Origin of the sequence: Salinigranum sp., from assembly GCF_041641895.1 — an archaeon.
Taxonomy (GTDB): domain Archaea; phylum Halobacteriota; class Halobacteria; order Halobacteriales; family Haloferacaceae; genus Salinigranum.
The window spans coordinates 24,487-31,584 of record NZ_JBEPXO010000045.1; the positions used below are offsets into that span (position 1 = coordinate 24,487).

A 7,098-nucleotide genomic window follows, 5' to 3' on the forward strand; every position below is an offset into this window, starting at 1 on the left:
GCCAGTGGGGATAACTCCCGCTCTGGAATACTCCGCCCGTTGAAGTACGCACACCCTCGTGGCGACGGCCGCACCTCACTCCCTGTCTCTGTCAGGCGGGTCGACGTCGTGGTGGAGTTGGATGGCCGGGAGCCGCTCCCGGAGGTGGCCGAGCACGGAGGTGTGACCCCGCTCCCTCCGGAGGAACGTCACCGTCAACCCGCCCAGCGCCACCAGCGCGATGACGGCGAAGGGCCCGCCGGTCAGGACGGCCAGCGCCTGGAGCGTCTCCGCGCCGCCGACCAGGAGGACGGCGACGGCCACCGCGCCCTGGAAGACGCCCCAGAAGGCGATACTCCCCGTCGAGGGAGCGACGCCGCGACGGCTCCCGAGGATGGCGGCGACGAGCGTCGACGTGTCGGCCGACGTCACGATGAACACGACGATGAGCGCCAGGAAGAGGAACATGAGCAGTTGGCCGAGCGGGAGGGCGGCGAACAGCGGGAAGCCCGTGACGGCCTCGTTGCCCCCCCGGGCGGCGACGGCCGCGAGGACGTCCACCCGTCCCGTGTGCTGGACGAACAGGGAGGTACCGCCCAGGAGGAGGAACCAGAGCACCGTCGCCAGCGAGGTGGCGACGACGCTGGTGAACACGACGGTCCGGATGCGCCGGCCGCGCGAGAGCGCCGCGACGAACAGGCCCGCGAAGGGCGCCCACGAGAACCACCACGACCAGTTCCAGACGGTCCAGTTCGCCACCCACTCCCCGCCCGTGTAGACGCTCATCGGGAGGAAGTGGACGGCGTAGCCGGACAGCGCCCGCGCGCCCTGCTCGACGACGAACGACCGCGGACCGACGGCGAGGACGACGGCCGCGAACAGCGCGAAGAGCACGACGTTGAGGCCGGCGATGCGCCGGATGCCGCGGTGGATGCCCGTCACGCTGGAGAGGACGTAGATGACCGTCAGTCCCGCGACGAACAGCACGGGGCCGACGGGGCCGGCGCTGACGCCCCACTGGAAGCTGATGCCGGCGAGGAACTGCTCGCTCACCAGCGCGATGGAGGTGGCGATGCCGCCGACGGTGGCGAACACCGCGAGCGTGTCGACGAGTCGACTCCACGGCGAGTCGAGGCCGTCGACCCCGAGCACCGGCGCGAGGACAGTCGAGACCCGCAGCGGGGCGTCGCGGACGAACACGAAGTACGCGACGGGGACGCCGACGACGGCGTAGGTGCTCCACGCCGACAGCCCCCAGTGGAACACCGCGTAGACGAGCGCACCGGAGAGCGCCGCCTCGGACCGTGGCGCGGCGTCGAGATACGGCGGCGGGTTCTGGTAGTGAAACAGCGCCTCGGCCGGGCCCCAGAAGACGATGCCCGCGGCGATGCCGGCGGCGAAGACGAGCGCGAAGTACGTCGGGTAGGTGTACGTCGGTTCGACGTCCGGCCCGCCGAGTTTGATGTCGCCCCACGAGCCGAACAGCAAGAGCAGACAGTAGCCCACCGAGAGCAACACGGCGCCGAGGAAGACCACGCTCGCCTCGCGCAGGATGGTCCGCGAGACGGCGTCGACGAGCGCCGTCGTCTGCCCGGGGGCGACGACCTGGACGCAGAAGAAGAGCGCGAAGGCGACGGCGGGCACGCCGAGCGTCACCGGGTCGAGCGTCCGCCGGAACTCCCCTGCGAGGTCGCGGAACACCGGCCCGTGGATCCGGAGCACCGACGTGGACGACGTCGACTCCTCGTCCGTCTCGGGGTAGGGGAGGACGGCGAGGTAGCCGAGTCCCGAACAGAAGAAGAGCAGCGAGACGGTCAGCCAGACGCGGCCGGAGACGGCCTCGCCGACGAACTCCGGGAAGAAGAAGCCCGCGAGGACGACGCCGCCGGAGACCGCACAGAGCGGCACCAGCGCCTTCGCGAGGAGTCGGTCGACCCCGGTGACCGAGGAGGTAGCCATTGGGCATCCGTGAGGTGTGTGACCACATAGTAGTACCGTCGGTGCGCGTCACGACACTCCGGGGCCGGACCGGTGCCGTAAACGGCCGGCGCCTCAGGTCAGGTGTCGACTCGACGTCAGGTGTCGACCTGTTCGCAGGAGCGGTACACCACGTAGACCGTCCCGTTCTCGCGGGCGATGCCCATCCCGGCGCGGAACTGTGCCGGCGGGCGCGAGAGCGTCTCGGTCCGGTCGGCCGCCGCCAGTGCGTCGGCGACGGCGACGGCCGCCTCGTCGATCGGTGTCGAGGCCGCCAGGTCGACCCGTGCCGGGACCTGCGTGCAGAACAGTCGGTGGTTCGTCAGCGTCGGTTCCGTTCCGGGAGCCCACTCGGTGGCGAGGGCGTCGGTCGTGTCCTGGGCGGTGCCGCGGACGAACCGGTCGTGGGGCATCGGGGCGAGTCCCCGGGCCTCGCGCCGGTCGTTCAGTTCCTCCCAGACGGCGTCGCGGAGACTGTCCTCGGCCTCGGTCGTCGTGTCCGGCGGGAGTAACTCGCCGTTCGCGTACTGGACGCCCCCGTAGATGAACGCGAACACCACGACGAATATCGTCGCGATCGTCAGGAGGCTGAGTTGTGCACGTCCCGCTCCCATCGGTCCTACTAGTGTCCGACGGGCTAAATGGGTTTCCGCGACTGTCCACGTGCACGATGCCCGAGGGAGACGAACCGCCCCCGTGAACACGCCTGCCGCCCGCCGTCAGGTCGGGTCCTCGTCGGTGGTCCTCGCTCCCTCCTCCGTACCCGTCTCCGCTCTCTCGCCCGCACTCGTCTCCGCTCCCTCCTCCGCACTCTTTTCCGTCTCCGCCTCTGTCTCTGCTCCCGCCCCGCCGAGGAGGTCGGTGTGTGACGACGTCGCCTCGTCGCCGAGGACGCTCCGTCCGAGCAGCCGCCCGCCGATGCTCAGGGGGTTGATGACCTCGTCGGTCCCGACCGATTCGAGTTTCGCGACGTGCTTCTTCTCGTTGGCGGTGGCGACGACGCGGACGTCGGGGCTGACCTCCTTCGCTGCCAAGACGGCGAGGACGTTCCGCGCGTCGTCGTCACTGCTCACGACCACGCCGCGGGCGGCGTCGACGGCGACGGTGCGCAACACCTCCTCGTCGGTGGGGTCGTCGGTCAGCACCTCGACGCCATCGTCCGTGAGCGCCGCGGCCACCTCGGCGTCGGGCGTGACGACCACGAGGTCCGTCTCGCCGTCCAGTTCGTCCAGTAACGATGCCGTGACGTCGCCGTGCCCGAGGACGACGACGTGGTCCTCGAGGAGTGTGAGGTCTGATGCAGTCATGTATCCGAACGCGGAGGCCATCCGGGACTCGATGGCCGGGCCGATGAGCGCGCCGACGGCGACGGTGAACGCCCCGGTCCCGAACAGAATGACCGACAGCGAGAACCACTTCGCCTCGGGCGTCGTCGGGGTGATGTCGCCGTAGCCGACCGTCGCCACCGTCACGATGACGTAGTAGACGGCGTCGCTCAGGCTGTCGAGTTCGGAGAACTGCCCCCGCAGGCCGTACGCGCCGACGGTGCCGTAGAGTCCGACACCGACGACCGACGACAGCGAGGCGACCTGCAGCGGCGAGAGGTCGATGCTCCGGTCGAACTCGTCGCGGTTGTACACGAGCAGCGTGATGGTGACGACGGTGGCGAGAAACAGCGGGACGTCGGTCGTCTGGAGCGTCACCAGCGGCAGCGCCAACAGCCCCGACAGGACGACCAGCGACACGCGCCAGACGAGACGCTTGCGGCGCTGTAACCCGGCCGTCACGAGACCCAGGACGAACGCGAACAGGACGCCCGCGAACCGGACGAACGTCCCGGCCGCGGGCACGGACGCCGCGATGGGGCCGCTCGGCGTCGGCGGTTGGCTCAGGTTCGAGAGGCCGGTGACGAACGCCAGCAGGGTGACCACGCCGGTCAGCACGACGGTCGGTCTCGCGCCGGAGAACTGCCGCCACTCGACGAACGGAATCCGGTCTGCGGGGTAGAACACCTCCTCGTACGCCGGCCCCGGCGGACTGTCGGTTCTGTCGGCCACGACAACTGGTGGCACACGAGCCGTATTAAATCACCCCCGCACCTCCCCACCCCGTGCCGACCGCCACGGCCCACCCGCTCACGGTCGAGGGTGTTCGACCGGGCGTCTCTGCTCGACCGAGACGATTCCACAACGAGTCATCGAAATATCATTTCGTGCTCTCTCGGCTCGCGGTCGGCGTCCCGACCGGGATTTAACACGGTGGCCCGGATACGACGGGGCGTGAAACGAACCATCAGTACCGACGACGCACCGGCCGCCGTGGGCGCGTACAGTCAGGCGACGACGAACGGCGACGTCCTCATCACCGCCGGGCAACTCCCGCTGACGGTCGACGGGGAGCTGCTCGACGACGAGTCCGTCGGCGACCAGACGAGACAGTGTCTCCGGAACGTCGAGGCCATCCTCGAATCCGAGGGGCTGGGACTGGAGGACGTCCTCAAGACGACCGTCTTCCTCGACGACATCGACGACTTCGACGCGTTCAACGAGGCGTACAGCGAGTTCTTCGAGAGCGACCCGCCGGCCCGGAGCGCCGTCGGCGTCGGCGCGGTACCGAAGGGGGCGGCGGTCGAAATCGAAGCCATCGCGACCACCGACTGACCGGCGACCCCCGCGCTGGGGTCCCCTTCTCTCCCCTGCCGCTGGTCCCGGCCGCCGGCGCTGGGCGTATCACGGCTCCCCGTGGCGTGGTCGGCGAGGCGCGACACGACGGACTGACTCCCGCTTGGTAGCCCGACACGACGGACTCCCGTCCGCTGGGTCGCCCGACACGACACCTCGGAATCCGTGGGCACTGTGGACGGAGGCCGTGGCCACTCGCTCGCGCTCCCCCTGAACGCGTGAGACGACGTCGTCCGGGGTTTTTTCCCACCGCGAGGCCGAGTCACACGATGACATGCCCACCACACCCTCCCCCGCGTTCCCCGTCGTCCGAGCCGTCACTACCCTCCGTACCGCGGCGACCAGCCGATGACGGGACCGACCCTCATGGAGGGTGGGCCGCTGGCGGCGGCGATGCGCGACTCGGTCCGGCAGGACGTCGAGACGCTCGCCGACACGGGGGTGACGCCGACGCTCGGGACGGTGCTGATGAGCGCCGACCCCGCGTCCCAGTCGTTCATGGACCGGAAGCACGAGGCCTGTGCGGCGCTCGGCATCGAGACGCGCCGGGTCGACGTCGACCCGGACGCGCCCGCGTCGACGCTGTACGAGTCCGTCGAGCGACTCGCCGCGGACGAGGACGTGACGACGGTGTTCGTCCAGGCGCCGCTCCCGGACCACGTCGACACGCGGGCCGTCCGCGAGCGCGTCCCCCCCGGGAAAGACGTCGACTGTTTCGCGCCGGCGAACCTCGGTCGCCTCGTCGCCGGTACCCCACGGGTCACGCCGGCGACGGCGTCGGCCGTCCTCCACCTCCTCGACGCGTACGACGTCGACACCGACGGGCGGGATGTCGTCGTCGTCGGACGGACGACGACTATCTGCAAGCCGCTGGCGAACCTGCTCCTGTCGCCCGCGCCGAACCCGGACGCCACGGTCACGGTCTGTCACTCGCGGACGACGGACCTCGCCGCCCACACCCGACGCGCCGACGTGCTCGTGACGGCCGCCGGAACTCCCCACCTGGTCGACGGATCGATGGTCTCGCCCGGCGTCTCTGTCGTCGACATCAGCGTCAATCGCGTCCCGGCCGACACGGACACGGGATACGAAGTCGTCGGCGACGTCGACTTCAGGTCCGTGCGGGCGGACGCGGCCGCGATTACGCCGGTCCCGGGCGGCGTCGGGCCCCTGACCCTCTCCTGTCTCCTCCGCTCCGTCGTCGACGTCACTGCACGACAGGCCGGCGCCGGGGCGTCCGACTGAGTCCACCCTCGATTCCCGGGTGAGACGGTCTCTCGCCCCTCGAATCAGCCTTCAGTGGAGTAACGATTTACAGGCATAATCGTGTAACGAAGGCTCGTTTTCGGTCGATTCTGTGGCCGCCCACGAGACGTCCACGCCATCAGTCTTCGAATCCGCCGCCGTACTGTTCGTAGGTGATGGTCAGTCGGCCCGGCGTGGGCTCCTTCGCCGCCTCTCGAAGCGTCTTGAACGCTCTGAGGAGTTCGTCGGCGTCGTCCGTTCCCTCTCGAACGCTCCGTGATTCTTCTCGGATCGTATCGTACGCCTGTTCGAGCAGGCGTCGAGCGGCGTACGAATCGTCCTTCGAATCTATCTTGAACGACGCCTCGTAGGTGGACATACTGGTGGTTGATTCTCTATCGGAATAACTCCCCTCACGTCTCACGAGGCTATTCGGCGACTCCCGGCGATACCAGTGTCGCTACTCGGAGACACCTGCGGCAGCCGTCGCTCGGGGTAACTCTCTCGCCGAAGCGAAGCTGACGGCCTTCTGCTGGCCGCCTCCGGCCCCGAGACGCGGGCGCAGTTTGACCCCACCGTGGACGTCTCGTGCGGGTCCCGACGAGTCAGGGCCGTGCCAGGTCGGACACGTCGAAGCTCCCCGTCAGTCCGCTCGGACTCCCCTCCAGCGCCTGCCGACCCCACTGAACCGTCGTGTGCCGGTCGTCCACCGCGCTGGCTCCCGTCGAAGTGATGGCCGTCGGTCGAGGTGTCAGGTAGCGGAACGAGTACCCCTCACGGCGGAGCCTTCATCAGATTGACCGTGAGGTGATGATCGTCGGTTATCGACCTGGTAAGGGAGATCTCTTCGCCATCGACGAGTTGGTCGACCTCGTCAGGTGACAGCGAGATCCCGACAGAGAAGTGTTCTTGCCGGTCTACTTCGGTCGAACCTGCCTCAACCCCACAGTTCGAACAGAACGTCACGTCCTGCCAGTATCTCGTCATCGTCACCTGACCGCACTCGTCACATTTCCATTCGTTGACCAGCTCGCGGTCGTTCATACGTTCCTCACGAGACCGACACGGAAAAGGAACAGCTCCAGCTATCCGAGCCGATTCGACGCGTCGTACCGGCGAGCGGTTCGAAGATCCACCTCTCGTGTGTACGTCGCTTCGACGTCGGAGGATTCCCCGTTCGATTCCGGAGTCCGGAAGAACACGTGCTCCCGGGAAG

The 7,098-nt window shown here is 68.6% G+C and carries 7 protein-coding genes; 2 read left to right on the forward strand and 5 right to left on the reverse strand.

Annotation, left to right across the window (positions count from 1 at the left end):
- Positions 1–75: 75 nt before the first annotated feature.
- The 3 genes from ACESK5_RS11180 to ACESK5_RS11190 form a co-directional block, all read right to left on the reverse strand.
- The gene (locus ACESK5_RS11180) at positions 76–1,938 is read right to left on the reverse strand and encodes a BCCT family transporter (RefSeq protein WP_372911647.1); all 1,863 of its coding nucleotides are present in this window, start codon (positions 1,936–1,938) and stop codon (positions 76–78) included.
- A gap of 116 nt (positions 1,939–2,054) precedes the next feature.
- Positions 2,055–2,570, reverse strand: a complete 516-nt coding sequence (locus ACESK5_RS11185) for a hypothetical protein (RefSeq protein ID WP_372911648.1) — start codon at positions 2,568–2,570, stop codon at positions 2,055–2,057.
- 105 nt (positions 2,571–2,675) lie between these two features.
- Positions 2,676–4,013, reverse strand: coding sequence for an NAD-binding protein (locus tag ACESK5_RS11190; protein WP_372911649.1), 1,338 nt, complete (start codon positions 4,011–4,013; stop codon positions 2,676–2,678).
- Between the two features lie 222 nt (positions 4,014–4,235).
- Here ACESK5_RS11190 and ACESK5_RS11195 point away from each other — a divergent pair, with 222 nt between their 5' ends.
- Together ACESK5_RS11195 and ACESK5_RS11200 are read left to right on the forward strand one after the other, a co-directional pair.
- On the forward strand, positions 4,236–4,616 hold the full coding sequence (locus ACESK5_RS11195; RefSeq protein WP_372911650.1) for a Rid family detoxifying hydrolase: 381 nt from the start codon (positions 4,236–4,238) through the stop codon (positions 4,614–4,616).
- Between the two features lie 369 nt (positions 4,617–4,985).
- Positions 4,986–5,882 carry a bifunctional 5,10-methylenetetrahydrofolate dehydrogenase/5,10-methenyltetrahydrofolate cyclohydrolase gene (locus ACESK5_RS11200; protein WP_372911651.1) on the forward strand — a complete coding sequence of 299 codons (897 nt, stop codon included), beginning with the start codon at positions 4,986–4,988 and terminating at the stop codon, positions 5,880–5,882.
- A 139-nt stretch (positions 5,883–6,021) separates the two neighbouring features.
- Here the strand turns inward: ACESK5_RS11200 and ACESK5_RS11205 are convergent, their stop codons facing one another.
- Entirely contained in the window at positions 6,022–6,261 is a 240-nt protein-coding gene (locus ACESK5_RS11205) for a hypothetical protein (protein WP_372911652.1), read from the reverse strand.
- A 395-nt stretch (positions 6,262–6,656) separates the two neighbouring features.
- Positions 6,657–6,926, reverse strand: coding sequence for a hypothetical protein (locus tag ACESK5_RS11210; RefSeq protein ID WP_372911653.1), 270 nt, complete (start codon positions 6,924–6,926; stop codon positions 6,657–6,659).
- Between the last annotated feature and the right edge of the window lie 172 nt (positions 6,927–7,098).